At 66.3% G+C, this 25,299-nt stretch carries 16 protein-coding genes and 3 pseudogenes; 4 read left to right on the top strand and 15 right to left on the bottom strand.

The window, feature by feature from the left end; genetic code table 11:
- Positions 1-31: 31 nt before the first annotated feature.
- The 10 genes from AC1POX_RS06700 to pilG all read right to left on the bottom strand — a co-directional run bounded on the left by AC1POX_RS06700 (position 32) and on the right by pilG (position 15,556).
- Entirely contained in the window at positions 32-763 is a 732-nt protein-coding gene (locus AC1POX_RS06700; protein WP_029819975.1) for a copper homeostasis protein CutC, read from the bottom strand.
- Positions 760-1,824 (bottom strand): glycosylasparaginase, encoded by a 1,065-nt coding sequence (locus AC1POX_RS06695; RefSeq protein WP_011348236.1) that lies wholly within the window; start codon positions 1,822-1,824, stop codon positions 760-762. The genes AC1POX_RS06700 and AC1POX_RS06695 overlap by 4 nt, the downstream gene beginning before the upstream one ends.
- Before the next feature lie 452 nt (positions 1,825-2,276).
- On the bottom strand, positions 2,277-2,900 hold the full coding sequence (locus AC1POX_RS06690) for a GNAT family N-acetyltransferase (protein ID WP_008575175.1): 624 nt from the start codon (positions 2,898-2,900) through the stop codon (positions 2,277-2,279).
- Between the two features lie 229 nt (positions 2,901-3,129).
- Positions 3,130-3,606 carry a chemotaxis protein CheW gene (locus AC1POX_RS06685; protein WP_008575177.1) on the bottom strand — a complete coding sequence of 159 codons (477 nt, stop codon included), beginning with the start codon at positions 3,604-3,606 and terminating at the stop codon, positions 3,130-3,132.
- Between the two features lie 33 nt (positions 3,607-3,639).
- Positions 3,640-4,827 carry a chemotaxis protein CheB gene (locus AC1POX_RS06680; RefSeq protein WP_031423728.1) on the bottom strand — a complete coding sequence of 396 codons (1,188 nt, stop codon included), beginning with the start codon at positions 4,825-4,827 and terminating at the stop codon, positions 3,640-3,642.
- A 7-nt stretch (positions 4,828-4,834) separates the two neighbouring features.
- Positions 4,835-12,055 (bottom strand): hybrid sensor histidine kinase/response regulator, encoded by a 7,221-nt coding sequence (locus tag AC1POX_RS06675; protein WP_372356892.1) that lies wholly within the window; start codon positions 12,053-12,055, stop codon positions 4,835-4,837.
- A gap of 113 nt (positions 12,056-12,168) precedes the next feature.
- On the bottom strand, positions 12,169-14,205 hold the full coding sequence (locus AC1POX_RS06670) for a methyl-accepting chemotaxis protein (protein WP_008575181.1): 2,037 nt from the start codon (positions 14,203-14,205) through the stop codon (positions 12,169-12,171).
- A 39-nt stretch (positions 14,206-14,244) separates the two neighbouring features.
- Positions 14,245-14,775, bottom strand: a complete 531-nt coding sequence (locus AC1POX_RS06665) for a chemotaxis protein CheW (protein WP_003482487.1) — start codon at positions 14,773-14,775, stop codon at positions 14,245-14,247.
- A complete protein-coding gene (locus AC1POX_RS06660; RefSeq protein ID WP_005913708.1) occupies positions 14,775-15,137 on the bottom strand; it encodes a response regulator in 363 nt (120 codons plus the stop codon). The genes AC1POX_RS06665 and AC1POX_RS06660 overlap by 1 nt, the downstream gene beginning before the upstream one ends.
- Before the next feature lie 17 nt (positions 15,138-15,154).
- On the bottom strand, positions 15,155-15,556 hold the full coding sequence (gene pilG / locus AC1POX_RS06655) for a twitching motility response regulator PilG (RefSeq protein WP_005913706.1): 402 nt from the start codon (positions 15,554-15,556) through the stop codon (positions 15,155-15,157).
- A gap of 236 nt (positions 15,557-15,792) precedes the next feature.
- On the opposite strand from pilG, the gene gshB reads away from it, so the two are divergent.
- On the top strand, positions 15,793-16,743 hold the full coding sequence (gene gshB / locus AC1POX_RS06650) for a glutathione synthase (protein WP_338334204.1): 951 nt from the start codon (positions 15,793-15,795) through the stop codon (positions 16,741-16,743).
- Positions 16,740-17,615 carry a cell envelope integrity protein TolA gene (gene tolA, locus AC1POX_RS06645; RefSeq protein WP_005913700.1) on the top strand — a complete coding sequence of 292 codons (876 nt, stop codon included), beginning with the start codon at positions 16,740-16,742 and terminating at the stop codon, positions 17,613-17,615. Before gshB ends, tolA begins: the two co-directional genes overlap by 4 nt.
- 342 nt (positions 17,616-17,957) lie before the next feature.
- Here tolA and AC1POX_RS06640 read toward each other — a convergent pair.
- Positions 17,958-18,239 (bottom strand): annotated as a pseudogene (locus AC1POX_RS06640) (ADP-ribosylglycohydrolase family protein); the annotation flags it as partial.
- Positions 18,240-18,293: 54 nt separating this feature from the next.
- Here AC1POX_RS06640 and AC1POX_RS06635 point away from each other — a divergent pair.
- Positions 18,294-18,653: a hypothetical protein gene (locus AC1POX_RS06635; protein ID WP_126952620.1), complete on the top strand. Its 360-nt coding sequence runs from the start codon at positions 18,294-18,296 to the stop codon at positions 18,651-18,653.
- 339 nt (positions 18,654-18,992) lie between these two features.
- A complete protein-coding gene (locus AC1POX_RS06630) occupies positions 18,993-20,618 on the top strand; it encodes a hypothetical protein (RefSeq protein WP_057680665.1) in 1,626 nt (541 codons plus the stop codon).
- Between the two features lie 894 nt (positions 20,619-21,512).
- On the opposite strand, the pseudogene AC1POX_RS06625 reads toward AC1POX_RS06630, so the two are convergent.
- The 4 genes and pseudogenes from AC1POX_RS06625 to yoaA form a co-directional block, all read right to left on the bottom strand.
- Positions 21,513-21,797 (bottom strand): annotated as a pseudogene (locus AC1POX_RS06625) (ADP-ribosylglycohydrolase family protein); the annotation flags it as partial.
- Positions 21,798-22,067: 270 nt separating this feature from the next.
- Positions 22,068-22,424, bottom strand: a pseudogene (locus tag AC1POX_RS06620) (ADP-ribosylglycohydrolase family protein); the annotation flags it as partial.
- Positions 22,421-23,140 (bottom strand): tRNA (adenosine(37)-N6)-threonylcarbamoyltransferase complex dimerization subunit type 1 TsaB, encoded by a 720-nt coding sequence (gene tsaB, locus AC1POX_RS06615; protein ID WP_372356891.1) that lies wholly within the window; start codon positions 23,138-23,140, stop codon positions 22,421-22,423. The gene tsaB and the pseudogene AC1POX_RS06620, both read right to left, overlap by 4 nt.
- 165 nt (positions 23,141-23,305) lie before the next feature.
- Positions 23,306-25,294 carry a DNA repair helicase YoaA gene (gene yoaA / locus AC1POX_RS06610; RefSeq protein WP_029819988.1) on the bottom strand — a complete coding sequence of 663 codons (1,989 nt, stop codon included), beginning with the start codon at positions 25,292-25,294 and terminating at the stop codon, positions 23,306-23,308.
- Between the last annotated feature and the right edge of the window lie 5 nt (positions 25,295-25,299).

Genomic DNA, 25,299 nt, shown 5'->3' with positions numbered 1-25,299 from the left:
CTCGCTCGCCGAGCGGGGCGTTGCGCGCGTCTCACGCCCGTTGCAACGCGTCTACCATCCGTTGTACCCGCGCGGTATCGGTCCGTTGGTAGTCGCCGCCCAGATCGCGGATATACGGGTGCGGCGACGGTACCTGGGCGGCGATCACGCCACGCGCCGACGCATGGAATTCGTGGGCGCCGGTGTGCTGCCGCAGGGTGCGGATGTTGTGCTCGGAAAGCCCGGCACCGGGCATGATGCCGATGCGCCCGGCTGCCTGCCGCACCAACGCGGCAATGGTGTCGATTCCCTCCAGCGCACTCGCACGTGCACCCGAGGTCAGCACCCGCTCGCACCCCAGCGCGATCGCATCCTCCAGCACACGCGACGGATCGGCACTGACATCGATCGCACGATGAAACGTCACCCCCAACGGCCCTGCTGCCTGCATCAACACGCGCATTGTCGCCAGATCGACCTGCCCATGCCGGTCCAGCGCGCCAAGGACCACGCCATCGCAACCAAGCCGCACGCACTGCTCCACATCACGGCGCATCACCTCGACTTCTGCGGCGTCGAACACGAAGTCGCCCACGCGCGGACGAATCAGCACATACAACGGAATCCGCAAACGCTCGCGCACCACCGCCAACGTGCCGAACGATGGTGTCAGCCCACCGCCATCCAGCCCGCCGCACAGCTCCACGCGCATTGCACCGCCTGCTTGCGCGGCCAATGCCGAGGCCACCGAATCGGCAGCCACCTCCAACCCGAACCCGCTCATGCCGCCGGCTCGCTGGTGTAATGGCTCTGCCCAGGCACCAGCAGATCCTGCCGCTGCGCGTCGCACACCGCGTAACTGAAGCCCTTCTGGATCGCGAACGCACCCACTTCGCCGCGCTTGTTCATTGCCAGAAAGCCGACCTGCAATGTGCGCGTCAGCTCCGGCTTGCGACGGATCAGCCGCATCACCACCTCGCGGCAGGCATCGGCCGGCGACTTGCCCTGCCGCATCATTTCCACCACTGCAAAACTGCCGACGTTGCGGATCACCTCCTCGCCCACACCAGTCGAGGTCGCACCGCCCACTTCATTGTCCACGTACAGGCCCGCACCAATGATCGGGCTGTCGCCCACGCGGCCGTGCATTTTCCACGCCATGCCGCTGGTGGTGCATGCACCGGATAGGTTGCCATGCGTATCCAGCGCCAGCATGCCGATGGTGTCGTGATTGTCCTTGCCGCCGGGCAACTTGGCATCGCGCCAGGCACGATTTTCGACATTGGCTTCTGGCGAATACTTGGAAGTCTTCAACCACTCTTTCCAGGCCGCTTCCGAGCTTGGGGTCAACAGCTTGGTTTTCGGAAACCCCTGTTCGAAGGCGAATTGACGCGCACCATCGCCTACCAACATCACGTGCGGCGTTTTCTCCATCACAGCACGCGCCACCGAAATGGCGTGCACCACGTCTTCCAGCGATGCCACCGCGCCGCAATTGCCCAGGTGGTCCATGATGCAGGCGTCCAGGGTGACCCGGCCATCGCGGTCCGGATAACCGCCCAGGCCGACGGTGGGATTGCTCGGGTCCGCTTCCGGCACTCGCACGCCGGCCTCCACCGCATCCAGCGCAAGACCGCCGCTGCTGAGAATCTTCCAGGCTTCCTGATTGGCGGCAACGCCAAAATCCCAGGTGGAAATCACCCGCGCCGCACCACGCGGCAGCGCCGTCGGCCGCGCGCCCGGCGTGGCGCCTGCCGCGGCTTGCGCGCGGGCGCCCCAGCCGGCCAACCCGGACGCAATCGCGCCCAGCGTGGCGCTCTTGAGGAAGTGACGACGTTGAAGCATGCGGATGACTCCATGACGGAAACGGGCGGCCGCGCAGTGCGGCACCAGCCTTCCATCATGCGACAGCGTGACGTGCGGATAAACCTTCTTGCGGTGTTGTCGCATGCGGATCCGTGCACAACCCTTGCTTGGCTGGGCTAACCCTGTCTCGGCCGCTGCGCATCCGATGCATGGATGTGGCTGGCGGCAAGCGACGGACGATGCGATGCGCAGCCACGCTTGGCTCGGGGCTGGACCAACGGACGAGCCAGCCTGGGCCTTCCCCTTCGTCGCCCAGCATCCGCGCTTCGCGCCAGCTCCGTCGGAGCGAGATAACGATCCGCATCATGGCTGCCACGCCGAGTGCATCGGCCGTGCAGACCTGGGCGGCGCAGTTGCGCAAGCAATTCAAACAACGTGGCCGGCCAACGCAGATCGAGCTTGCGCAAGACAGCACGCTAGCCGCCGATGAATTACGGCTTGAGCTCTCGAGCGCTGCGCCCTGAACCCGGCTCATCATCCACCGCGCCTTCGCCAGGCGTGCCGTCGTCGCGCAATCTGCTGGTGAGCACGTGATCGCGCCAGTGGCCATTCAACTGCAGATAGCGCCGCGCATAGCCTTCGATCTGAAAACCCAGCCGCCGCAGCACGCGCGCACTGCGCAGATTCTCCGGAACGTATTGCGCCATCACCCGGTGCAGGCCGAGCTGGCCGAAGGCAAAAGCGATCCCTTGCGTGGCTGCCCACTGGATCAAACCCCGTCCCTGCTGCGCCGCGTCCAGGCCATAGCCCATGTGGCACGCCTGGAACGCGCCGCGCTGGATCTGGGTGAACCCGGTGGTGCCGATCACCTGCTCGCCCTGCAACAAGACCAGTTGCAACTCGCGCTCGCCAGGGATCGCGCCGCGGTATGCCATGCACAGACGGCGCCAGCCTTCGACGGTGTAGAACGCGGGCGGCCGCAGCGGCATCGCATCAGCCAGATGAGCGCGGTTGCGCGTGTGGTAGTCGGCCATTGCAGCCGGATCGACCACGGCCAGATCGCACAGCACCACGCCGTCGGCGCGGCGGATCGGCGCAAACAGCGGAGGACTCATGGCAGCCACGCCTCAACCACGCGTGTCATCTTGCTGCCAGGTGCATCCGGCTGATGCATACCGATCATGCTCCGCAAGCCGTCTCCAAAGCAGGGCGTCATCCAGTGCGTGAGATGGAACGCCCGACAGTCAGCAACATCCTCCCTGTGCATCGCTCAGTGCGCGGCAGCACGCTGCACGGGGCCACTGCACCCGCCTGACGGCAAGCGCAGCAGGCGGCCTCCCGCTCTCAGGCGGCAGCGACCGCAAGCGCCTGGCCGACCTGCGCTTCGATGGCGTCTAGGTTCGGCAACAGCGCGCTTTGCTCGCCCAGCAGCACGCGCATGTGCACACCGTCGGGCAGCGCATCTTCCGAGGCATCGGCCAGCAGGCCATCGCGCGGCACCGAAATCAGCTGCGGGAACGAGGCGGTCAGCAGCGCGAAATACGGCAATGCCGGGTTGCCACCCAGCGCCTTCAACACGATGACCTTGTTGTTGACCGCGGTGGGTTCATCGCCCATGCCGCTGAGGCGCGCGAACGACAGCAGCGGCACCTTCCAGCCGTACCAGTCGATGCGCCCGACCACCCAGCGCGGCATGTCGGGCAGCGGCTCGACCGCCACCCGCGACATCACCTCGGCCACCGTTGCGTTCGGCAGCAGCACGCGCTCGCTACCGGCCTGGATCAGGACGCCGCGGATTTCGTCGTTATTGGCGTAGCTCATCGCATGATTCCGATTCGAATGGGAGCGCCCGGCTTATGCCGGCCAACGCTGCGCCAGCGCCTGCGCCAACTGCGCAGGGTCGCCGGTCAGAATGCCTTGCCGCGCCAGACGCGCGGCGGCGGCCGGGTCGTAACAGCCGTCGGTGGATTGCCCGGCCAACCAGCCGCCTTGCTCGGCCAATGCCAGCGATGCCTCCACCAGCGCCTCGTTGGCACCGCTGAGCATCAGCACCGCACTGTCGGCCGGCGGCAGCGCGCCGATCAGCCCGGCCGGATCGGCCGGTGCCACGAACGCCAGCGCGCCGGCATGCTGTTGCACGCCGACCTCGTCGGAGAGCACATACACCTTGCCTGGTGCGACCACCTGCCCCGCTTCACCCAGTTCGACCGGCAACGCAGACACGCGCCCCATCTGCCGCACCAGGTTGCCGTACTGGCCGCCATCCAGGGTCATGCGCACCAGCACCGCACGCGGGAATTCCGGCGGCAAGGCGGCCAGCAGGCGACGGATCGCATCCGGCCCACCGATGCCAGCGACGACCAGCACAGCGCCGGTGACGCTGCCGCTGTGCTCCAGATCCACCAGCGACAAGCCGCCGGTGGACAGGGCCGCCACATCGGGTTCGGCGCGCGGGCGCACCACCACGGCCACCTCGTCCACCAGGCCCCAGGTACTGGAATCGCCCAGCGCCAGCCCCGGCTTTTCCACAGCGGCCGGTGCCGCCTCCTGCATGGAGGCATGCGCGAACAAGGCATCGCCGGGCACGCTGTCGAACGCGTGCGCGGCCGCTTCCAGGTGTTGATCCAGCTGCAGGTCCGAATGCTGCTGCGGTGCCAGCGTCAGGCCGGGCTCGGGCTGCAGCGAGGGCTCGCTTTCGGTGCCCGGCGGCAGCACGTCGGCGTGGCCATGTAGCTTGGCGGCCAGATGGCGCACCCAGCGCTGCGCTTCCCAGCCCTCGCGGCGCACCGTCAGTTCGGCCTCGTCGAAGATCACGGTGACGCCGGGCATGTTGAAGGCCGGCTCCAGCGCTTCGAGCGCGTCTTCGATCGACGGTTCGAGTGCGACCAGCACGGCCACCGGCTCGGCGTCGCGCAGCATCTGCACGTCGACAGCCGCGGGCTCGTCTTCCAGCACCACCTGCGCGCCGGCCAGGCCGAGCGCCTCGCGCAGGCGCTCGCGCGCCTGACCGGGACGACCCAGCAAAGCAACCGGAGTTCCCATTGCGCCATTAGTCTCGGACACGGGCGATCCCCAGCAGGTCATACACGTTTCGCATCAGATCCAACTCTTGGTAAGGCTTGCCCAGGTAACGCTGCACGCCGATCTCGAAGGCGCGCTGGCGATGCTTCTCGCCACTGCGCGAGGTGATCATCACGATCGGCACCGCCTTGAAGCGCGGGTCGGCCCGCATCGCGGTCGCCAGCTCGTAGCCGTCCATGCGCGGCATTTCGATATCCAGCAGCATCAGGTCGGGCACGCGCTCTTCGAGCAGTTCCAGCGCCTCGACACCGTCGCGTGCGGTCGTGACGTCCAGGTTGTGGCGTTCCAGCACACGGCTGGTGACCTTGCGCATGGTCAGCGAATCGTCGACCACCATCACCAATGGCACCTGGCGCTGCGCTTCGGCCTGTGTTTCCAGCGACGGCCGCGCCGGCTGGGCGAGGAAACGACGCACCAGCGGGGCGACGTCCAGGATCACCACCACGCGGCCATCGCCGGTGATGGTGGCGCCGTAGATGCCCGGCACCGAGGCGATCTGCAGGCCCACCGGCTTGACCACGACTTCGCGATTGCCCAGCACCTGATCGATGGCCACCGCGGCACGCAGGTCGCCCGCACGCACCAACAGCAACGGCACCTGCGCCTGGCCATCGGCACGCGCGGCGGCCTGGCCGACCAACGAACCGAGGTCGTGCAGCACGTACTCTTCGCCGGCGTAGTGATACCCGCCCTCGCCCGACTCGTAACGGGTGCGCGAGATGCGGCCGATACCGCTGACCGAGCCCACCGGCACCGCGAACGTCGTTTCGCCGATGCGCACGAACACCGCCTGGGTGACCGCAAGCGTTTGCGGCAGACGCAAGGTGAAGGTGGCGCCCTGCCCGCGTACCGAGTGGATATCCACCGAGCCGCCGAGCTGACGCACTTCGTTGCGCACCACGTCCATGCCCACGCCACGGCCGGCCAACTGGCTGACCTGCTCGGAAGTGCTGAAGCCGGAAGCGAAAATCAGGTTATCGAGTTCGGCCTCGCTCAGCTCCTGGCCCGGTTCGATCAGGCCGCGCTCCTCGCCGCGGCGACGGATCGCCTCGCGGTCCAGCCCGGCGCCGTCGTCGGCCACTTCCAACACGATTTCCGAGCCTTCGCGGCGCAGACGGATCGCAATGCTGCCTTCTTCCGGCTTGCCTGCGTCGCGGCGTTGCTCGGGCGTTTCCAGCCCGTGCGCCACCGAGTTGCGCAGCATGTGTTCCAGCGGCGCGACCATGCGATCGAGCACGTTGCGATCCAGTTCGCCCTGGGTGCCTTCCAGCACCAGGTGCACCTGCTTGCCGGTGTCGCTGGCTGCCTGACGCACCACACGACGCAAACGCGGCACCAGACCGTCGAACGGCACCATGCGCGCGCGCATCAGGCCGTCCTGCAGCTCCGAACTGACGCGCGACTGCTGTTGCAGCAAGCCGTCGTACTGACGCGACAGATCTTCCAGCACACCCTGCAAGCCGCCCAAGTCGGCTGCCGATTCGTTCAGCGCGCGGCTGAGCTGCTGCAGGGTGGAGAAGCGGTCCAGTTCCAGCGGATCGAAGGTGCGATCGCCCTGGTCCTGTTCGCGCTGATAACGCGCCACGATCTGCGCTTCGGTTTCCAGATCCAGGCGTCGCAACTGGTCGCGCAGACGGGCGTTGGTGCGATCCAGTTCGCCCATGGCGCCGCGGAACGCGCCCAGCTGCTGCTCCAGGCGCGAGCGGTAGATCGCCACTTCGCCGGCGTGGTTGACCAGGCGGTCGAGCAGGTCGGCGCGCACGCGCACCTGCTCCTGCTGCACGCGCGGCAGGAAGTCTTCTTCGGCCTGGCCTTCCACCGGAACCGGGGCGGACAGCGGCGCCGGTTCCACCGACGCCTTGGCGATCGCGCGGACATCTGCGTCGCTAGGCGGTGCGGCATTGCGGCCACGGGTACGGGTTTCGAAGGCTTCCACCAGATCGGTCGGCATCGTCACCGCACGGTGCATGCCGGTGCGGGTCAGCAACTGATGCAGGCGGTCGAAGCCACGCTCGAACAGACGCACGTCGTCGCGATCGATGTCGGTGCGGTTGGCCGCCACGGCTTCGAGCAGCGATTCGATTGCATGCCCCAGATCGCCGATGGCGTTGATGCCGGCCATGCGCGCACCGCCCTTGAGCGTGTGCAGATCGCGCTGCAGTCCATTGAGGACATCGCGGTCTCCCGGCACTTCGCGCATGCGGGCGATCAGGCCGTCGCAATGGTCCAGCAGGTCGCGCCCTTCTTCGACGAAGATGTCGACTAGTTCGCCGTCGAGTTGATCGAAGTTCAGCGGGCCGGCATCGAATGCCGCGCCGATATCGTTGCTGGCCGCACCGGCACGCGTCGCATCTTCGACCGGGGCGCTGAACGCAGCGGTGGTGGTGTCTTCCGGCTCGTCGGCGCTGCGGTCGGTTGCGTGCTGATCTGCGGAGTCGTCGGCATGCTGATCGGCACCGGCGTGGTCGCTGGCTTGCGTTGGTTCCGCGTGCGCGGCGTGTCCTGCGCTTTCGAACTGTTCTGCGCGCGCGGCATGATCGGCGTGATCGGCCACGGCAAACGCATCGACTGCGGCCTGCTCATCGGCCTGCGCCGCGTCGTCGGAGGTGACAGCCTGCGTGTCGTGCAGCTCCGGCGCGGTATCCGATTGCGGATCGCCGGCCTCTTCCACCTGATCGGCCGCATGCGCCATTTCGAATGCCTGCACCGATTCGACGGTGTGATCGGGCAGGACGTCGGCATCGGCCTGTGCGGCGTCAATTCGGTCGGCGTCTGCATGCTCGGCGTCGGAATGCGCCGCTTCGGTCTGCTCGGCAGCCACATGCTCGGCGTCGGAATGCTGCGCTTCGGTATGCGTGGCTTCGGCGTCCAGGTGTTCGGCCGCGTGCTCTGCGTCGCTGGCATGTTCGTCGGAATGCGTGTGCGTTTGCAGCTGCTCACCGGCGTCGACGTACTGGTCAGACGGCACTTGCTCGTGGACGTGCGATTGCGCATCGGCAGGCGCGTCGTCGTTCGAATCCATCTGTTGATTCGAAGATGCGTGCGCTTCCAGCTCTGCATGCTCGCCCAGCTGCGCGGCTTCTTCCAGCGATTGCTGTTCGCCCGAATACGGCTCGCCGGCATGCGGCAACGCTGCCTCGCCGTGCTGCGCCGCCTGGTCTACCGACTGCTCGCCCGCGTGTTCCTGCGTGTCGGCATGGCCAGACTGTTCGGACGACACGCTGTCCAGCGCCGCGGTTTCCGGGGTCCAGTCTTCCGCGGTCGTTGCATTGGCGTCATCAGCCGACGCTGCGTCGGCGTGCACGGCCTCCAGCGCTTCGATGCTCTTGACCGCCTCGTCAGCGCCCGCTGCAACTTGCTCGTCGTGCGCGGGCGCCTGCTGTGCGTGCGTGTCCACTGTCTGCTCGGCATCGGCTGCAGCCAGCGTCTGCGCATCGCCCAAGGCAGCTTCCGCATCGGCCAGCTCGTCTACCGCAATGCTGTCGGCGTGCGTGCTGGTGGCGTCAGCGTCGTGCTCGCCGGACACACGCTCAGCAGATGCCTCACTGGGCACCTCTGCCGCGTGCTCGCCCGGTACGTGATCGTGCGGTGCGGTCTGCGCATGCTGCAGTTCGGTGGCATCCCAGGCCTCGGCTTCAACCAGCGGCTCGTCGGCCGGCAGGTCGTGTGCGTCGATGCCCTGCGATGCGGCCCGGTCTGCCCCTTCGGCTGGCGCAGCATCGTCGTGCAGCGCATCGGCAAGCTCGGAATCACCAACCGGTACCAGCGCGTCGTCGCTCGATGCAGGCACGGACTCGGCAGAGGCGTGGACATCTTCGTGCACGGCGGCATGACCGGCATCGTCGACCGCATGCGGTGCAGGCGCGTCCAGTGCGAGTGCCGACTCATGCTCGGCTTCGGCTTCGGCCAGCTCGTCCACGGCAATCGGCACATCGTCCGGCTGCAGCTGCGCGTCTTCGGCATCTTGCGCCGATGCGGGGGCGTCGGACGGTAGCGCGCCGGCATCCAGGTACTGCGACAAATCCTGCGCACCGGTCAGTTCGATCGAGGCATCGCTGCCGTCTACCGTGGCGCTCGGGGCGTCGACATCGTCCAGCTCGTCCAGGAACACCTGCGGCGGCCACTGCGCTTCCGGCAAGCTGTCCACCAGCGTGCGCAAGCGCTCGGTCAACGGTGCGAACGACGGAATCAACGGCGCATCGGCACGCAGCGCGGTCACCGTGGTGGCAATCGCAGCAGCAGTGGCGGTGAGTGCTTCGAGCCCTTCCGCCGACGGCGTGACCGAGGCGGCCAGCAAGCGCTTGACGTAGCTTTCGGCCGGCGTCGTCACCAAGGTGATTTCCGGCACGTCGGTCATCGCGAACGCGCCACTCATCGTGTGCACGGCGCGCAGCACGTCCTCGGTCGCCAACTGCGGCTCGGCCTGGCTGGCCTGCAGCCACCCGTTCACCGTGTCCAGATGCGTGGCGACCTCGGCTTCCAGGATCTCGCGCAGCACGCTGTCCACCGAAGCCGGCGTTCCGCCGCTGGCGACGAACACGCCTGCGGCTGCCGCCAGAATCGCCACGGCGTCGGCCACCGGTGCCGCGGCTGCGGGCACGTAATAGACCTCTTCGCCAGCAGCAACGCGCTCGGCAATGCCCTGGATTTCAGGCAGATCGGCGCTGATGCGGCCCTGGTCGCGCAGCGCGGCGTTGAATTGCGGCAACACCTCGTAAGCCAGTTCGACCATCGACACGACCGCCGGGCTGGCCGGCCGCGAATTATCGAGCACGCGGTTAAGCATGCTCTCGATCTTCCAGCTGAACTCGCCGAGCACGCTGGCGCCAACCAGACGCCCACTGCCCTTCAGGGTGTGGAAGACGCGGCGGATCGGGCGCAGGGCTTCCTGGTTGGTGGGCGCGGCGCGCCACACCGGCAACAGCTGCCCCAGGTTGACCAACTCTTCGTCGAATTCTTCCAGGAACACGTCGCGGATATCGTCGTCGATATCGCTGTCGCCGAAGCCGCCGAAAATGCCGGCATCGGCAGCCTCCTGAGCGCGTTCGCTGGACACCGGTTCAGAGCTTGCCTGCGCGGTGTGCGCATCGGCGGCCGGTGCCGGCGCCTGCGGGCGCTCCACGTCGAACTGCGCGGCTGCTGCATCGAGCTGGGCCAGAAACGCAGCGGAGGCGTCGTCCAGCTCGAATTCGCTGACCACTGCCTGTTGCACGCGCGGGGCAACCGGCCCGGATGCCGCTTCGGACGGGACGTCCTGCGGCTCCTGCACCGGCTCGACGAACGGGTCGTCCAATTCCTGCGGCGGACTCGGCGGCGGCGAGAAGGCGTCTTCGATGCTGGTCTGCGCGCGACGCGTTGCGTTCTCGGCGATGAACTCCAACGGCGCTTCGGTCTGATCGGCGTCGCCCGGCAGGTCGATCTGCTCGATCTGCAGCGGCGCGTCCTCGGCAGGCACCGGCTCGGCGGCGTGCTCCTGCTCCAGCGCGCTCAGATCCACCGTGTAGCTGACCTGCGCGACCTCGTTGCCATCCTGCTCGGCAGACACCGGGTCGAACGCAGAGGTGGCGATCGGCGCGGCCTGCTCCGTGGTTTCCAGATGCCAGTCGCCAGGCGCCTGCGCGCCGTCGTCCGAAAGATCCAGCGGCGCCACGGTGAACGGCACATGCGATTGGCCGGACACGGTTTCTTCGGCGGCGACCGGGTCGAAGGAGAACACCGTATCGATCGCGGCAGCGCCGGTGTCGTGCACCACGCTGGCAGCGAACGGCGTCTCGACGACGGTTTCGTTCGCCCATTCCAGCGACGGCAAAGACGCCGCATCGTTGGCGGCCTGCGGCGTGTCGGCGTGCTGCAACGGCGGGGCGGCCACCGGCTGCGGCTCGGCCGCGCTGCCCGGCTGGTCCGTGCCGACCGGCAAATCGGACGGCTGTCCCGACGGCAGCGGCCAGTAACGCAGCGTTTCCAGGCTGTTGCGGGTGATATCCAGAATCTCTTCGCGGCCGGGACGGCGCTCGCGCAGGGCTTCCAGGTAGTACTCCAGGCTGGCCATCGCATCGGCCAGGGTATCCAGCTGGCGTCCGCTGGGCACGCGCTGCTTGCCGATCAATTCCAGATCGACGTAGCGACGCACGCCTTCCAGATAATCGGCGGCCTGCGGCAGCTCGAGAATGCGCAACGCACCGCCGACTTCGCCGAGCAGGTGCGGCACCTCGGCCAGACGCGCGTGGTCCCAGTTGGTTTCGATGAAGGCGACGAAATGTTCGCGCGCCGCACCGAAGTTGGCGATCGCCTCTTGCGCCAGCACATCGACCGTGCGGCGTACTTCCGAGGAATTGGCACTGTTGCTGACTTCGGTACCGTCGCCCGGGTCGGCGCCGAGGCTGGCGACCTGATCGTCCAGCGAGGCATCCACGTACAGCAGCGCGCCGGCAATATCCAGCAGCACGCTTTCGTCCATCTGGGTCTGGCCATCGACCACACGCGCCAACGCATCGCGCTGCTGCACGACGACGCTGCGCGCCACGCCCAAGCCCATCATGCCGAGGGTGTCGGCAACGCTGCCCAGATCGTTGACCTGGGTCTGCAGCTCGCCGATCTCGCCGCCGGTGCGCAGATGCAGGTCCAGCGCGTCTTTCACGCGCAGCAATTCTTCCTTGACCGCATTGCCGACGGTGTCGAGCAACTCGCGATTGCGCCCGCTCAGACTGCCGCGCGCGTGATCCAACTCGGCCTCGGTGGCAACGCCGGCCTGCGGGTCGAACGCGAACAGCACGCTTTCGCTCAGACCCGGCTGGCCACGGGTGGCACGGATTTCATTGAGCAGCGGCAGCAACACGATCGGAATGTCGCGATGCCCGTTCTGCAAGCGCTCCAGGTAATCGGGCAGCAGCACGGTGCCGCGCATCAGCATCGCGCAGGCCTCATCGCGGTCGGCGACCTCCCCTGCCTGCACGGCTTGGGCCAGTAGCTCGAGCTCTTCGGCCACCATCGCCGGCGCATACAACTCGACCATGCGCAGCGTGCCCTGCACCTGGTGCAGGTAGCCGGCGCAGAACCGCATCCGACTGGTGTCGGACGGTTCTTCGGCAAAGTACTCGATCTCGTTGCGCGCCTGGCGCAACGTCTCGTCCAGCTCTGGCTTGACCCAGCCCAGTGCGGCGTGACTCATCGCATCGCGAAGCGCGCTCATTGCAGCCCCCTGACTACGACCGACTCGCCGCCAGCGCGGCAACCGGTCACTTCCTGCATCGACGTAACGCTACTACGCGCCATCTGCTGATCCTTTCCCGTTCCGCGTCGTGGTCACGCCGGCAGCTTGAAGTCGGCGACCGAACGGCGCAGATCGGCAGCGAGCTGAGCCAGGTTGCCGATCGATTCGGCCGTCTGCTCCGCACCCTGCGATGTCTGGCTGGTGATCTGACGGATCACGCCCATGGTCTGTGTGATATCCGTCGCCGCGGCCGACTGCTGGTGCGCAGCGATGGAGATGTTCTTGATCAGGTTGTTCAAGGCGTTGGACACGCGCTCGATTTCGGTCAGCGCGGTGCCGGCGTCTTCGGCCAGGCGCGCACCGGACACCACTTCAGAGGTGGTCTGTTCCATCGAACTGACCGCTTCGTTGGTATCGGCCTGAATGGTCTGCACCAGACCTTCGATGCGTCGGGTCGCACTGGAGGTGCGTTCTGCCAGGCGCTGCACTTCGTCGGCCACCACAGCGAAACCGCGACCGGCTTCGCCGGCCGACGCCGCCTGCACCGCGGCGTTGAGCGCCAGGATGTTGGTCTGCTCGGAAATGTCGTTGATCAGTTCCACGATCGAGCCGATCTCCTGGGAGGATTCGCCCAGCCGCTTGATGCGCTTGGAGGTTTCCTGGATCTGGTCGCGGATCTGGTCCATGCCTTGAATCGTCTCGCGCACCACGCCGGCACCCTCGGCGGCGATGACCACCGAGCGCTGCGCCACTTCGGCCGACTCGGTGGAGTTGCGCGACACCTGTTCGATGCTGGCCGCGATTTCGCTGATGCGCTCGGAGGCAGTGGTGATCTGGTTGGCCTGCTGGCCGGCCGCTTCGGCCAGTTGCATGGCCGTGGCCTGGGTTTCCTGGGTCGACACGGCCACCTTCGCGGAGGTGTCGTTGATGGTGGTCACCAGGTGGCGCAGTTCGTCCACGGCGTAATTGATCGCGTCCGCGATGGCGCCGGTCATGTCCTCGGTCACCGAGGCCTTCACGGTCAGGTCGCCCTCACCGAGCGAGCTGATTTCGTCCAGCAATCGCATAATCGCCTGCTGGTTGCGGCTGTTGAATTCCACCTGCGACTGGTAGCGCACGTCCTGCTCGCGGGTCCGCACGCGCACCGAGCTCCACACGAAGCCGATGATCGCCAGCAGCGCGACCAGGCCGGACACCACGCCCAGCCAGAAGTTCGGGAACAGGCGCGTGTCGCGTACCGAACCGAACGCCGAAAACGCATCGAACAGCTTCTTGCTGTCTTCGAGCATCTTGCCGGAGCCGGCCGTCAGCGCGGCGGCCGAGGACTGTGCGGCGAACAGGTTGCGCGAGCTGGCGAGGATGGCGTCGACGTCTTTCTTCATCGTCGTCCACTGCGCCTGCGACTGCTCCAGCGCCGACAACGCGGCCGGGTTGCGCACCGCGGCGATGCCGAGTTCTTCGTTGCCCGTGCGCAGGCCTTCCAGCATCTGCGTGAACACCACCGAGTCGCGTGCCAGTGCGTCGCCCGAGGCGGCCGCATTGGCGCCACCGGCGCGCATTTCCGTGACCCGGCGTGCCATGGTGCCGGCGACCACCACCTGCTGCAGCGTGTTGTAGATCTGCGAGGCAGGCGCGCCGCTGACCGTCATCGCGCGCACCACTTCGTTCAACTGCGCCTGCAGCTGCGGCACGCTGCCGGAGAAGCGTTCGGCGTTGCCGGCCAGACCGAGCACCGCCGGTTCGCTGGCGATGACCTGATCGGCGTTTTTGCTCAGCGGTACCCAGGTCGCCTTGAGTTGCGCCATCGAGCTGGCGATCGAGCTTTCCTGGCCGTAACGGCCATCCAGTTCGCTGACCGTGCTGTCGATACGGCCCTTGGTTTCCTTGAATGCGGCAAACGCCTTGGCGTCGCCGGACACCGCTTCGCGGCCCTGGTTGGCCAGCTGCTGCGAGAGCACCTGCAAGTCGGCCGCGCCGGTGCCGGCACCGGCAAGACGACTGCCCTGCCAGGTCGCGACGCCGGTATTGGCGCCAAACACGATCATCGACAACACCAGCAAGCCAAGCCAGAAGCTGGTGCTGACGCTGCCGAGCTTGTTGGTCTTGCGGGCGTCCGGGGCGGTACTCATGGTTCGACCTCGATCTGTATGACGTGGCGGGGTCGCGGATTAGGCCGCGGCCTGCCGGAATTCAGGAGTGCGCGACAGCAACGCCAGGGAAAACACACCCCAGTCCTGCGTCTCGTTGCGGAAGGCACGGTCGATGAAATGGGCGTAGCGGCCTTGCGCCAGCTCGCCGGGTTCCACCGCCTGGACCTGCTCGAAGCTGCGTTGGCCGTACAGCTCATCGATGGTCAGCGCGACGTCGCCGCCGCTCTGACGCATGATCAGCACACGCTGGCCTTCCTGCAGCACCGTGCGACGGCCCTCCAGGAACTGCTTCAGATCGATCACCGGGAACAGATTGCCGCGCAGGTTGCCCACGCCCAGCAGCCAGGGCTGTGCGCCCGGCACTGGAGTGACCGGCGGCATCGGCACGATTTCCGCAACTTCGCGGAAGTCCGAGACCAGTCGCCGGGTCCCGACGCGATACCCCACGCCGCGCCAGATATCGGCCGAGAACTGGCGTTCCGGCAGCGGCGTGGCGTGCGCCAGACTACGACGCTCGTAGTCTTCGAGAATGTCGAATGGAGAGCGCATCAACGCACCAATTGTCTGATGCGCGCGATCAGATCGTCTTCGCGCGGCGGCTTGACGATGTAGTCGCTGGCACCTTGTCGCAGACCCCAGGCCCTGTCGGTTTCCATGCCCTTGGTGCTGACCAGCAGCACGGGAATGTCCTTGGTTGCCTGGTCGCGTGCGAGAGCACGGGTTGCCTGGAAGCCGCTCATGCCGGGCAACACCACATCCATCAACACAAGATCAGGCGCCTGGCTGCGAACCAGCTCAAGCCCCTCTTCTGCATTATCGGTGGCGACGACCGTATGGCCTGCTTTTTCCAGCCATTGACTGAAGACTGCCCTGTCGGTGGGCGAGTCCTCGATCAATATAATTCGAGCCATGTTGCCTTTCCCCCTGGTCAGGCGTGGACGTACGTGCGGATCGCGCTCAGTAGTTCTTCACGGGTGAACGGCTTGGTCAGATATTGCTCGGAACCGACGATGCGGCCGCGAGCCTTGTCGAACAGGCCGTCCTTGGACGACAACATGATCACCGGCGTCGATTTGAAGAGCTGGTTGCCCTTGATCAACGCGCACGTCTGGTACCCATCCAGGCGCGGCATCATGATGTCGACGAAAATGATCTGAGGTTGCTGGTCCGCAATTTTGGCCAGTGCCTCGAAACCATCCGTTGCTGTCACTACTTCACAACCTTCCCGCTTCAGCAGCGTTTCGGCGGTGCGGCGAATGGTTTTCGAATCATCGATCACCATCACCTTCAGTCCTGCGAGTTCCCCACCCGCAGCAATGTTTTCACTCATGCAAATATCCCCGGGCGCGCGACGCTTCATCCCTTCCGACGTCGCTACGAAACTGCATGTATATCCCAAGACCCGCATCGACTGTCAAGGGTGCGTTGCCGGGGCCCCGCCAGGCGGACGTTCCGACCACGTCTGGGTGCGTCCCGGCCGGCAAGTCGCGCACTACGACCCACCGGGCGCGCCATCGCCCATCGCTTGAAGTTACCATCGGCAGCTTGTTCGAAAGGTTTAGCCCCATGTCGCTCGACGTCGTTGTGGTGATGGATCCCATCGCCTCCATCAAGATCGCCAAAGACACTACGTTTGCCATGTTGCTGGAAGCCCAGCGCCGTGGTCACCGACTGCACTACGTGCGCCCCGGCGGGCTCAGCCTGCGCGAAGGGCGCGCGGTGGCGCAGGTGGCGCCGCTGAGCGTGCGCGAGGACAAGACCGGCTGGTTCACGCTGGGCGAGTTCGCCGAACGGGCGTTCGGGCCCGGCCAGGTGGTGCTGATGCGCAAGGACCCGCCGGTGGATGCGGAGTTCGTCTACGACACCCAGGTCCTGAGCATGGCGCAGCGCGCCGGCGCGCAGATCGTCAACGACCCGCAGGGCCTGCGCGACTACAACGAGAAGCTGGCCGCACTGCTGTTTCCGCAATGCTGCCCGCCGACCCTGGTCAGCCGCGATGCCGCCGCGCTCAAGGCCTTCGTGCTGGAGCATGGCCAGGCGGTACTCAAGCCGCTGGACGGCATGGGCGGACGCTCGATCTTCCGTAGCGGCAGCGGCGACCCCAACCTCAACGTGATCCTGGAAACGCTGACCGACGGCAACCGCAAGCTGACCCTGGCGCAGCGCTTCATCCCCGACATCACGGCCGGCGACAAGCGCATCCTGCTGGTGGACGGCGAGCCGGTCGATTACTGCCTGGCGCGGATTCCGCAGGGCGACGAATTCCGCGGCAACCTGGCCGCCGGCGGACGCGGCGAAGGCCGGCCATTGTCCGAACGCGACCGCTGGATCGCCGCGCAGGTGGGCCCGGAAATGCGCCGGCGCGGCATGCGCTTCGTCGGCCTGGACGTGATCGGCGATTACCTGACCGAGGTCAACGTCACCAGCCCCACCTGCGTGCGCGAGCTGGATGCGCAGTTCGGCCTGAACATCGCCGGGCTGCTGTTCGACGCGATCGAGGCCGGCACCGCGCAATGAGCACGGCCGCGGCCCTGCCGGCACCGATGGACGACGGTCGCCGGCTGATGATGACGCTGGTGATCTCGCTGCTGCTGCATGGCGTGCTGATCCTGGGGGTGGGCTTTGCGGTCAGCGAGGACGCACCGTTGGTGCCGACGCTGGATGTGATCTTCAGCCAGACCAGCACGCCGTTGACGCCCAAGCAGGCCGACTTCCTGGCCCAGGCCAACCAGCAGGGCGGCGGCGATCACGCCACCGCGCAACGCCCCCGGGACAGCCAGCCGGGCGTGGTGCCGCAGGACCGCACCGGGCTGGCGCCACAGGCGCAACGCGCCACCAGCGTGAACGCACCCGAGCCCACCCAAACCCGCGTGGTGACCAGCCGTCGTGGCGAGCAGGCCGTGCCGACGCCGCAGCCGAATCCGCAGACCGACCCGCTCACCCCGGCCGAGGCGCAGCGCATCCAGCGCGATGCCGAAATGGCCCGGCTCGCCGCCGAAGTGCATCTGCGCTCGGAGCAGTACGCCAAGCGCCCGAACCGCAAGTTCGTCTCCGCCAGTACCCGCGAATACGCATACGCCAACTATCTGCGTGCCTGGGTGGACCGCGCCGAGCGCGTGGGCAACCTGAATTATCCGGACGACGCGCGCCGCCGCCGGCTGGGCGGCAAGGTGGTCATCAGCGTGGGCGTGCGCCGCGACGGCAGCGTGGAAAGCAGCCGCGTGCTGGTCTCCAGCGGGGTTCCGTTGCTGGACGATGCCGCGTTGCGCGTGGTGCAACTGGCGCAGCCGTTTCCGCCACTGCCCAAGACCAAGGACGACGTGGACATCCTGCAGGTCACGCGCACCTGGCTGTTCCTGCCCGGCGGCGAGCTGCACGACGATCGCTGAGCCCCCTAGGCGTGTACTGCCCCATGCACTGCACCACAGCCGAGCGGCGCAGGCCTGAAAGAAGACAGAAGCGCAGGATCAGCGGCGCTGCGGCGCGCGCGCCTCGTGCCGTGATGCCAGCGGCTTGAGCGTGGACGCCAGGCGGGCACTCCTGCGCAGCCTGGTCACGCTCTTGCACGCCTGCGCGACAGCAACCCGCCATAGCGGCGCGCACATGCAGCAAGCCGGCAATGACGACCTGCGATCGGCTGGCGCACAAACCTGGACCGCGCGACGACATGGCCGATTGCGCCATCTGCTGCGTGCAGCAGACGGCGCGGCAGGTCCGCGGCGGCCAGTGTCTCAGGCCACCTGCGCCGCGGCGTGCAACCGGTCGGCCAACGCCATGATCTCGGCTGCATCCTGCACGCGTTCGCGCCAGGCGGCCGGAATGCCCTGGACACCGTAGAACGCGCCAGCAAGCTGGCCGCAGATCGCCGCGGTGGTGTCGGCATCGTCGCCCAGGTTGGCCGCGCGCAACACCGCATCGGCGAATGTGTCGGTGGTGGCGAAGCACCACAGTGCGGCCGACAGCGCGTCGACCACGTAGCCGGTGCCGCGAATCTGCACTGCCGGCACCGCTGCGGGGAGGTGTTGCCCCATCTAGCCGATTTGTCGGTTGTCCTGCCCGATCCGCAGATGCGCTACGCGACCCATGTGCGGTTACAGAATGCCTGCGGCGAATTATCGCAGGATGACATCTCCAAAAAGAATGAAATCGCGGTCGCGGTGCTGCTGCGTTTGGCCAGCGCATTGCCGCAACAGCCAGCAGACAAACGCGTGTTGGCTGCTACATCATTGCTCTTTCAAGCGTCGCGCCTTGACCTGGAAAGGGACAGGTCGGTGATCGTTGCTATCCGTGAACAAGCCGAAGCGGTGACACCACAAGTCGTCGAATTCAGAGCGCATTGCGACCGATTACTCGGAGAGGTGGATTCCAAACTTGCGGAAAAGCGTGCGGCAGGTCAGAGTTTTTGGAGTCGCTGGCGTTTCTGGTAGATGTCGATGCGAGCAGCCGTACGCGAGGTTGCGGTGACGTATTGCCGAACCGGGCGACTAGGATCGCGGTGAGCAGCATCTGCGTACAGGCAAATCGCCGATTGGGCTGATTCCATCGCTTCCAGAGCATCAGCGTCCCGCAGAACCCAACGGCTGGGTCGATCCCGTCGTAGGGCGTCCTGTAGATGTCGGCTTACGCAGCCTGGGTACGCATGCCGTCGTGTTCGCGTGGGCGAACGCGCCTTCTGACTGTGCCTGCAGACAGGCCTCGCTTTGGCGAACGCTAAGCGAAACATCCAACCCGCTGCCGCCCCGCGGCGCACCTTCAGGAGACCCGAGATGCCGATTACCAGTACAGGCCTATCGCACGCTGTGGCGTCCACCAGCCACACGGAGGAGGGGCAGCCTTCCCAGGCGCAGGCCAGCACCCAATTGCCGAATCCGCACTTCGTAGAAAACAAGCGGTCCCCGGTCTTTGACAGACTCTCCGCACTGCCGCCCACGCTTCGCCAGAACATCGTGGGTCGATTGGACCATAGAAGCAAGGCGCGGCTCGGATCAACCTCGCGGCGGATGGCCGCTGAGATCGGTGAACGTACGCACACCCTGCAGGCACCAGCCGCACGCCGCAACCCAATCGCCGATTCGAGTGACGTCGATAGTGTATTTCCTATACACAACATCGCCCGAGTGATGGCACCGCTCTGTGCTGATGCGCGTCAAACGGGTGATAGGAAATTGAGGCTCAAGCGCATGGAAAACCTTGGCTCAGCCTCGCCTGAGAAAGCGGCGATGGCACGGGAGAAATTGCAAGGGTTCCTGGCGGCAAATCCCGACTACAACCCAATCGCGGATTTCGGTGAAGTCAGAAGTCTTGAGCGCTTGCATGCCGCCATGCAACTGGTGGAGCACCTGCCGTCTGTGGGCGATGAGGGGTGCAGTGCGCGCGCGCGCGCATATTTCGATCTGGCTTACTGCATCTGGAACCTGCCGGAATCCGAGCGTGGCGAAGCGTTCACGACGTTGTTCGCGCATCGCGACAAACTTCCCGGGCAAGCAGGGCGGGCTGTGCTGGAGCCCTTCATATTTCAATTGAGCCGCTTGCCCGGAGGGCAGCCCGGAGCGCCTCTGACAGCGTCCGAGCGCGGTCGGGCGTTCACGACCTTGTTGGCGCACATCAACGCACTTCCCGCGCAGTCTGGGTTGCGTGCATTGGAGTACTTGGCCGAGTCACTCGTTAATTTGCCCGAATGCGAGGCGGCGTTACGTGCGGTATTGCAAAGTCCCCTGGCTGCCCACGACCAAGTGGCGCCGGAGGTGATGGAGCAGGCCGAGAAGACGGGACTGGGGGCGCTATCTCCTCACGCGCGCTTGCTGGTGCTGGCACTGACTCGCCTGCCACTACCGGAGTGCATGAATGTGATCGTTGAAGTGGCTGCACAGCAACCAGGGCCGCGCGCGCGCGCGGTGGCGATTCTCTATCACCAGGCCATTTTGAAGGAGGGTGAGAATTTGAGGGACAGTTACAAGGCAGTTGCTAAAAAGCTTGCGTCGTCGATGAACGGACGAGATGTGTTGCCGCATCTTGCCGAGTTGTCGATTAACCTGCCTTTTGCGCAGATGCGCCTTGATGCTCATCAGTCCTTGGTGAATGCCTGCTCCAAGTTTTATTGCGATGGAATGTCCAAGCAAGAACGTATGGCATCGCATGAAATCACCGCCTCGGTCCTGATGCGTTTGACCGACGGACTGTCGCAATTACCTATTGAAAAGCGCTTTGAGGCGGCTTGGCAATTGTCAGAACAGGCAAAATCTCTCGATCCGGCAAGGCACCGGTCGGTGCTCCTCGCAATCCGTGAGAGAGCTGACACCATCTTGCCACGATCGGTCGAATTCAGGAATTGGTGCGATGAAATACTTGAAAAGCTGATTTCCAAACGTGCGCCAGGTTTGCGGTTCTGGTAGGCGAGGGTGTAAGCAGTCCCATGCTGCACTCGGACACGCCACTGGGCGGCATCGCATTGGCCTGCTGATGTCCGGCCTGTGCATGCATACAGGCACTATGATTCAGAGGTGAGGCGTCGATGTGCCTGAGGGTCGCGTAGGCCTCAGGCACGCGCATCGTAATGACGTTCCTAGGCTCCGCAGAGATTTCGGTGTGTCTGCGGTATCGCATTCGGGTAGACAAACGCAATTTTCGGCGCCGCCCGACGCCGCCTCCTCACTTAATAGAAAGATGTATGCGGCGCTCCAGATCGAACCGCTGCTGTCGCCACGCTCAGGAGATTCAAGATGCCTATTAACCGAGCCGGTTTGCCGCACGCTGCCGCATCTACCAGCCGCAGCGACGAGACGCCGACGACGTCCCGGACGCCGCCACGCGGACCATTGCCCGATGCGCAGCCGTCGCAAAACAATCCAGCCGCGGTCTTCGACGGACTCTCTGCAATGCCGCCCGAACTGCGCTAACAAGTCGTGAGTCGACTGTCAACAAGAAGCATGGCGCGACTTGGTGCAACGTCACGGCAGATGGCCGCTGACGTCCGCGAAGGAATGCAGACATTCCTCACCGAGCACCCGCACTACGACCCAGTTGCCGATGTCGGTTACGTTGATAGCGCCGCGCGTCTGCGCGTTGCCTTGCGCATGATCAGGAATCTCCCATATCGGGACGGTGAGGGTCGCGGCCCGCGCCTGCGTGCCTACGCAATGTACGTGGAACGCCTGCGAACGCTAGCGCAGTCCGAACGCATGGAGGCTGCCGTGATCTTGGCCGAACATGTCGGCCACCTCCCTGATCCGGTAGCGCTGCCTGTGCTGGAGAACTTGGCATGTGATATGAGATTCGTGCCAGAGGCGCACCGCGAAATGGTCGCGCGCGGCCAGGACATGCACCGCCGGGGAGACCATTCCGTCGCAAGACGTGCGCAGCACCTGCTCGCGCGTTGCGCCGAGCAAGGCGGCCCGCACCTGGGCCGCGAACAACCGGCAGGCGTCCAGCGCCTCGGCGGCGGCATGGGTGGTGCGCGAGCTGTCGGCGGCACGATCGCCCAACTCGTCGGGGCGATGCGCGTAGTACATCGCCACCGGCGCCAACCGCATCAGGGATCCATTGCCGGCCGCACGCGGATCGGCGCTGCCGCTAGAGCACGTCATCCACTTTGAGATGAGGTGCGTTGGTCGTCAGCGGTGCGGAGCGGGTGTTGCGTGGCGCCGGCTTGGCTGGCCGCCAAGGCAAGCCGCGCGGCGCCTGCTCCGTGCCGCTGACGGCCAACCCTCCGGGAAGTGGCCTGTGGCGCGCCGATACTGCGTTGCGCGCTTTGCCCAGGCAGCCAGCCTGGGCCGCAGCGCACGCCTTGTTTCAACGCGCCACAGGCCGCTTCGCACTCATCTCAAAGTGGATGACACGCTCTAGGCGGGGCCGCCATCGAGATAGCGCTCCAGCGCCTGGCGGACGGTGTTGCCGATATCGAAACAGTGGCCGGTGCTGCTGAGGTAGCCGTGCTGATACCAGTTGCAATAGCGATTCATCTGGTCGGCGGGGTCGAAGCCTTGCCGATGCAGCAGGCTGTGCGCCAGGCACAGCGCCATCGAGGTGTCGTCGGTCCACTGCCCTGCACGCAGGGCGAACGGACCACCGCCGTGCATGTCGTCGATCAGCGTGAAGCTGCCGGGCGCCTGGAATTCCAGCGTGGTGCCCAGCGCATCGCCGACCGCCAGACCGAGCAGACAGCCGCGAAACCGCGCGCGTTCGAGATCGCCGTGTGTCATGGCGCGGCGGTGGCCGCCTTCGCTGCGCGGGCGGCCTGCTGCTCGACCAGGGTGAGTGCAACGTTGTCGCGCAGGTACGCCGGTTCCACGCGCTCTGGCGCCAGCCCTTCGCCCCGCTGCAGCGCGGGCACCGCAAGCGTGAGCAGATCGGCGGCATGCGGCAAGGCGCTGGCATCAACGCTGCTCAGTTGTGTGGCTAGGCGCTGCTGCAGCAGTCCGTCGGCGGCCGCAAATCCGGTTCCCATCCCAGCCACGCGCTGCGCCGTCTCGGGCATGACCACCGCATCGGGCGTGCACACGCGCTCCGGGGCAAGTTCCAGCAACCCATCCTCGTTACGCGCGAATACCCCGGCATAGACCTCGCCCATGCGTGCATCGATGCAGGCCAGCACCTGGCTCGCCTCGGCAGGCGCACGCAAGGCCAGCACCTGCAGCGTGGAAACGGCCAGCACCGGCAGATCCAGCGCCAGCGCGATGCCCTGCGCAATGCCGATCGCCAGACGCACGCCGGTGAACGCGCCGGGGCCGCGGCCGACCGCAATCGCATCGAGCTGGCGACGGGTGATGCCTGCCTCGGCCAGCAATTGTTCGGCCCACGGTAGCGCCAGTTCGGCGTGGCGGCGCGGCGCCAGTTCGAAGCGCTCGATCACGCGCCCGTCGACCTGCAAGGCGACGGAACAGGCTTCGGTGGATGTCTCGAAGGCGAGGACGTTCATTGGGGGGAGCCGGGACCGGGGACCCGGGACTGGGGACCCGGGAGGGCGCAAAGTTTAACTGATCGATACGAGTGGCCGGCACGGACCTGGGATGACAACCGCTGCACACCTGCCAACCAACCGGCAACGACGCCCACCCGGGTGCCGGAAGCGGTACGCACGCGTTTACCCGGGTGCCCGGTCCCGGGCCCCCGGTTCCGGCGCGAAAAACGCCTGCACATCGGCAATGGCATGCGTGCGCGCAAACGGCGGCAGCGATTTCATGAAGGTGCGGCCGTAGCTCTTGTTCACCAGCCGCGGGTCGCACAGCACCAGCACACCACGGTCGGTTTCGCTGCGAATCAGCCGGCCCACGCCCTGCTTGAGCGCGATCACCGCCTGCGGCAACTGCTCGTCGCGGAACGGGTTGCCACCCTCGCGACGGATCGCATCCAGGCGCGCTTCGAACACCGGGTCGTCGGGTGCGGCGAATGGCAGCTTGTCGATCACGACCACGCTCAAGGCATCGCCCACCACGTCCACGCCCTCGCGGAAACTGGCCGAGCCCAGCAGCACGCCATTGCCGGAATCGCGGAAGCGCTGCAGCAAGGTCGCGCGCGGCGCCTCGCCCTGCACGAACAACGGCCACGGCGCGCCGCGCAGGGCTTCGGCGGCTTCACGCAGCGCGCGGTGCGAGGCGAACAACAAGAACGCACGGCCGTTGGAGGCTTCCAGCACCGGCGTCAGCGCGCCGATCAAGGCAGTGCCGAACCCGCGTGCGGCCGGATCGGGCAGGTTCGGCGGCAGGTAGCACAAGGCCTGGCGTGCCCAATCGAAGGGGCTGGGTTGCAGCAATGTCACCGGATCGCTCAAGCCCAGCCGCTGCGCGATGTGGTCGAACTCGCCGCCCACCGCCAGCGTGGCCGAGGTGAATACCCAGGCCGCCTGCGATTTTTCGCGGTGTTCGCGCAGCGGGCCGGACACATCCAGCGGCGTGCGCTGGCAACGGAAGCCGCGCGGGCTGAGTTCGTACCAGAGCACATCGTTGTCGACCACCTCTTCCGGCGGATCCTGCGCGAAATCGGCCACCGGCAGGTCTTCGCCGAGCCAGCGCGACAGGCGGTTCAACGCTTCTTGCGCACGTGCCGTGCAGCCGTCGAAACCCGGTGAGGCCTCACGCAACGGCAGCAGGGATTCACCCAACCGTGCCAGCGACGACAGCACGGCGTCGAACCCTTCGCGCACCTGCGGCTTGGCCAGCGCACGCCATTGCGTGCCGCGCGGCGGCAGCCCTTCCATGCCGGCACGCAGGCTGCGCAAGGCTTCGTCCAGCGCCAGGATCGGTGCCTGCAGGCTGGCCTGCGCGCCGGCCACCAGGCGCGCTTCGACCATGCAGTCGCGCGCCAGCTCCTGCCATGGCCGCATGCCGAAACTTTCGCCGAAGAAATTGGCCGCCAGTTCCGGCAACTGATGTGCCTCGTCGATGACGAAGGCCTGCGCACCGGGCAGGATTTCGCCGAAACCTTCCTGTTTGAGCGCCAGATCGGCCAGCAGCAGGTGGTGATTGACCACCACCAGATCGGCCGCCTGGGCACGCTGGCGCGCCTGCACCACGAAGCATTCGCTGTAGAACGGGCAGTCGGTGCCCAGGCAGTTGTCGACGGTGGAGGTCACCATCGGCAGCAGCGGCGAGTCGTCGGGCAAGGCTTCCAGCTCGGCCATGTCGCCGAACTGGGTGCGCCCGCTCCAGGCCACGATGCGCTGGAACTGCGAGACCTGTTCGGGCGTGGCAAAGCGCGGTTCGCCACGCGCCTGCTGGGTGCGGTACTTGCACAGGTAGTTGGCGCGCCCCTTCAACAACGCACTGCGCAGCCCCACGCCCAGCGCTGCGCGCACGCGCGGCAGGTCGCGATGGAACAGCTGATCCTGCAGCGCGCGCGTGCCGGTGGAGACGATGGTCTTGAGCCCGGACAGCAGGGCCGGCACCAGGTAGGCGTAAGTCTTGCCGGTGCCGGTGCCGGCCTCTGCCAGCAGCACGTCGCGTTGTTCGAACGCTTCGGCGATGGCTCCAGTCAGCCGCAACTGCGCAGCGCGTGGCGCGAACGCGTCAAGCTGGCGCGCAAGCGCCCCGCCCTCGCTGAGCGCTTCGATGCTGGCAGTGGCAAGTTGGGACATGGGAC

The sequence above is a fragment of the Xanthomonas sp. NCPPB 3442 genome (assembly GCF_056725145.1).
Note: the sequence above shows the minus strand (reverse complement) of the source record. Positions and strands in the feature narration are given on the sequence as shown.

Bases quoted from the DNA above. Each gene is read 5' to 3' on its own strand.
- AC1POX_RS06685 (WP_008575177.1), bottom strand. From the start codon at position 3,606: ATGAGCTACGCCAATAACGACGAAATCCGCGGCGTCCTGATCCAGGCC.
- tsaB (WP_372356891.1), bottom strand. From the start codon at position 23,140: ATGAACGTCCTCGCCTTCGAGACATCCACCGAAGCCTGTTCCGTCGCC.
- AC1POX_RS06695 (WP_011348236.1), bottom strand. From the start codon at position 1,824: ATGCTTCAACGTCGTCACTTCCTCAAGAGCGCCACGCTGGGCGCGATT.
- AC1POX_RS06670 (WP_008575181.1), bottom strand. From the start codon at position 14,205: ATGAGTACCGCCCCGGACGCCCGCAAGACCAACAAGCTCGGCAGCGTC.
- pilG (WP_005913706.1), bottom strand. From the start codon at position 15,556: ATGAGTGAAAACATTGCTGCGGGTGGGGAACTCGCAGGACTGAAGGTG.
- AC1POX_RS06700 (WP_029819975.1), bottom strand. From the start codon at position 763: ATGAGCGGGTTCGGGTTGGAGGTGGCTGCCGATTCGGTGGCCTCGGCA.
- AC1POX_RS06665 (WP_003482487.1), bottom strand. From the start codon at position 14,775: ATGCGCTCTCCATTCGACATTCTCGAAGACTACGAGCGTCGTAGTCTG.
- AC1POX_RS06630 (WP_057680665.1), top strand. From the start codon at position 18,993: ATGCCGATTACCAGTACAGGCCTATCGCACGCTGTGGCGTCCACCAGC.
- tolA (WP_005913700.1), top strand. From the start codon at position 16,740: ATGAGCACGGCCGCGGCCCTGCCGGCACCGATGGACGACGGTCGCCGG.
- AC1POX_RS06675 (WP_372356892.1), bottom strand. From the start codon at position 12,055: ATGAGCGCGCTTCGCGATGCGATGAGTCACGCCGCACTGGGCTGGGTC.
- AC1POX_RS06635 (WP_126952620.1), top strand. From the start codon at position 18,294: ATGCGCTACGCGACCCATGTGCGGTTACAGAATGCCTGCGGCGAATTA.
- yoaA (WP_029819988.1), bottom strand. From the start codon at position 25,294: ATGTCCCAACTTGCCACTGCCAGCATCGAAGCGCTCAGCGAGGGCGGG.
- AC1POX_RS06660 (WP_005913708.1), bottom strand. From the start codon at position 15,137: ATGGCTCGAATTATATTGATCGAGGACTCGCCCACCGACAGGGCAGTC.
- AC1POX_RS06680 (WP_031423728.1), bottom strand. From the start codon at position 4,827: ATGGGAACTCCGGTTGCTTTGCTGGGTCGTCCCGGTCAGGCGCGCGAG.
- gshB (WP_338334204.1), top strand. From the start codon at position 15,793: ATGTCGCTCGACGTCGTTGTGGTGATGGATCCCATCGCCTCCATCAAG.
- AC1POX_RS06690 (WP_008575175.1), bottom strand. From the start codon at position 2,900: ATGAGTCCTCCGCTGTTTGCGCCGATCCGCCGCGCCGACGGCGTGGTG.